Here is a 3,366-nt window from a genome sequence, read left to right as displayed (position 1 = left end):
GCCATACATCGCGTGGGCCGCAGGCAAGAACAAAATCAAAATCAAAAGCGGGTCGCGCGCTGCGCGCGCTCGCTGCCATTTCTTTTCTTCTTTCCCGGTTACTCCCACTGCTTCTGAACTGCCAGTCGAGCAAGCTCGACCCTACGCAGCGCGTCCCTCCGTCACCAGGAAACTGTCGAAGGCGGGGGACTGTGGGGTTGCGGGGTGTCCGCGGCATGGATGCCGCGGCCAAGCCCCCAAGGACGGGTTTACGGCGTCCCCGCAACCCCACAGTCCCCCGCCAGTCCCCAGTACAACCCAGAGCCATGAACAGCGCTGTTGCCGTTGCTTGTGCCCCGGCTTGAAACGGGTGCCGGGCAGCGCCCGGCCGGGTATCCTTTCCACCTGATGTCCGACCTTGTCCATGCCAGCCGCGAAGCCCTCAGCGAAGGCGGCGCGCTCGCCTCCCATCTGGATGCGTTCGTTCCGCGTCCTGCGCAGCTGCGCCTGACCGAGGCCATTGCCGCGTCGATGCAGCAGCGCGACCTGCTGCTCGCCGAAGCCGGTACCGGTACCGGCAAGACCTTTGCTTATCTGGTACCGGTGCTGCTGTCCGGAATGCGCACCATCATTTCCACCGGTACCCGCGCGCTGCAGGACCAGCTCTACCACCGTGACCTGCCGCGCGTGCGCCAGGCACTGGGCGTCGGCGGGCGCAGCGCGCTGCTGAAGGGACGCAGCAACTACCTGTGCCGCTACCGCCTGCAGCAGGCACGCGGCGAGCCGCGCTTCTCCAGCCCGGAACAGGCGGCACAGTTCCAGCGCATCCTGGCCTGGTCCGGTCGCTCGGAATCAGGCGATATCGCCGAACTCGATGGCCTGGCCGATGACTCGCCGCTGCTGCCGATGGTCACCTCCACCGTCGACAACTGCCTGGGCAACGAGTGTCCGTTCTGGGATGACTGCTTCGTCGTGCGTGCCCGCCAGCGTGCACAGGCCGCCGACCTGGTCGTGGTCAACCACCACCTGCTGCTGGCCGACCTGGCGCTGAAGCAGGAGGGCTTCGGTGAACTGCTGCCCGGTGCGCAGGCGTTCGTCATCGACGAGGCCCATCAGTTGCCCGAACTGGCCGCGCAGTTCTTCGGCGAAGGCTTCGGCATGCGCCCCTGGCAGGAACTGGGCCGTGACTGCCTGGTTGAAGCGCGCGGCGTGGGTGGCGCGCAGTCTGCACTGCAGGAACCGGTCGATCATCTGCAGCAGGCCTTGTCTGCGCTGCGTGCTGCGATGGAGGGACTACCCGCGCGTGGCACCCAATGGCGCGCGTTGGCAATGCCGCAGGTGCGCGAGGGTTTCGATGCGGTGATGTCCAGCCTGGTGGTGCTGGAGCAGGCATTGCAACCGCTGCGCGAAGCCGCTGCTGGCCTGGATGCCTGCCATGCGCGCGCACGTGAGGCGATTTCGCGGCTGGGCCGTTGGCTGGGGGATGAAGAACCCGCGCTCGACTTCGATGCCGATCCTGCAGAAGCGACCGCCGCCGCTGCTGACGTGCTCTGGTATGAATTGACCGCGCGCGGTTTCCGCTGCCAGCGCACGCCGATGGATGTGTCCGCGCCGCTGCGCGAACATCGCGAGCGCAGCCATGCTGCATGGATTTTCACTTCCGCCACGCTGACCGTTGGCGGTGGCTTCGAGCACATCGCCACGCGCCTGGGCCTGGATGATCCGCAGACGCTGGTGCAGCCCAGCCCGTTCAACTGGCCCGAGCAGGCACTGTGCTACCTGCCTGAAGGCCTGCCGGATCCGGCAGCACGCGGTTTCGGAACCGCACTGATCCAAGCGCTGCGTCCGGTGCTGCAGGCCTCGCAGGGCAGGGCATTCCTGTTGTTTGCTTCGCATCGGGCGCTGCGCGAGGCGGCCGAGGCGCTGCGTGATGGGCCCTGGCCGCTGTTCGTGCAGGGCGAAGCGCCGCGCGCGACCCTGCTGCAGCGTTTCCGCGAATCCGGCAATGGCGTGCTGCTGGGCTCGGCCAGCTTCCGCGAGGGCGTGGATGTGGTCGGCGAGGCATTGAGCGTGGTGGTGATCGACAAGCTGCCCTTCGCCACGCCCGATGATCCGGTGTACGAAGCGCGGCTGGATGCCATACGTTCGCAGGGCGGCAATCCCTTCCGCGACGAGCAGCTGCCGCAGGCGGTGATTGCCCTGAAGCAGGGCGTTGGCCGCCTGATCCGCAGCGAGACCGACCGTGGCGTGCTGGTGCTGTGCGATCCGCGCCTGCTCAACCGCGGTTATGGCAAGGTCTTCCTGCAGTCGCTGCCGCCGTTCCGGCGAACCCGGGCCCTGGCCGATGTGCAGGCCTTCTTTGCGCCACAATGGGCGCCCGTGGCGGATGCCGCTGCCCCGACCGCCGCCGTGGCGGGGCCGGAGCCGGCTCCCGGCGCCACGTTCCCCCTGTTCTGACCCGATCCGATGAAACTGCTCGCCTTTGAAACCGCCACCGAAGCCTGTTCCGTAGCCCTGCATGTGGATGGGCAGGTACGGGAACGCTTCGAGATCGCCCCCCGCCGGCATGCCGAACTGAGCCTGCCGTGGGCGGAGGAGCTGCTGGCCGAGGCCGGCATCAGCCGCCGCCAGCTGGACGGCATCGCGCTCAGCCGTGGTCCCGGCGCGTTCACCGGTGTGCGCCTGGCGATCGCGTTGGCGCAGGGCATCGCGCTGGCGCTGGATCGGCCGTTGCTGCCGGTGTCGACGCTGCAGGTGCTGGCGCTGCGCGCGCCGGTGGAAGAGAAGCAGATCCTGTCGGCGATCGATGCGCGGATGGGCGAGTTGTACGTGGCACGCTTCGAGCGCGTGGATGGACTGCCGGTGGCGCGGGATGCCGAGCGCGTGTGCGTGCCGGCGGCGGTGTCGTTGCCGGAAGCTGCGTCCGTCTACGGCGTCGGCACCGGGTTTGCTGCGGCCGAGGGCGCGCTGGTCGCGCAGCTGGGGGCTGGCCTGCGCCGCTTCGATGCAACGGCGCTGCCACGTGCAGCGGATGTGCTGGCACTGGCGGTACCGGCGTTCGGGCGCGGCGAAGGCATTGCGCCGGAGAAGGTCGAGCCGGCGTACCTGCGGGACAACGTGGCGCTGACGCTGGTCGAGCAGCAGGCGGCGCGGGACGCCAAGGCGAAGGCCAACGGTTGAGCACCTCGTGGCGGGGTGGTGGGTCGCTGACAGCAGAAGCCGTGGGTTGGCCGGGGGGGGGGGGGGGGGGGGGGGGGGGGGGGGGGGGGGCGAGGGGGGGGGGGGGGGGGGGGGGGGCGCGCGGGGGGCGGGCCCCCCCCCCCCCCCCCCCGCGCCCCCCCCCCCCCCCCCCCCCCCCCCCCCCCCCCCCCCCCCCCCCCCCCCCCC

Annotated in this window: 2 protein-coding genes; both read left to right on the top strand. The window is 69.9% G+C overall.

Annotated features, from left to right (window positions below):
- Positions 1-387: 387 nt before the first annotated feature.
- Entirely contained in the window at positions 388-2,436 is a 2,049-nt protein-coding gene (locus tag ACUXVE_RS20000; protein WP_445515017.1) for an ATP-dependent DNA helicase, read from the top strand.
- A gap of 9 nt (positions 2,437-2,445) precedes the next feature.
- Complete coding sequence (gene tsaB, locus ACUXVE_RS19995; RefSeq protein WP_222388523.1) at positions 2,446-3,159, top strand: tRNA (adenosine(37)-N6)-threonylcarbamoyltransferase complex dimerization subunit type 1 TsaB; 714 nt, start codon at positions 2,446-2,448, stop codon at positions 3,157-3,159.
- Positions 3,160-3,366 lie beyond the last annotated feature (207 nt).

It is taken from the genome of Stenotrophomonas sp. 3(2025) (genome assembly GCF_052665395.1).
This window is presented reverse-complemented; position numbering and strand designations above follow the sequence as displayed.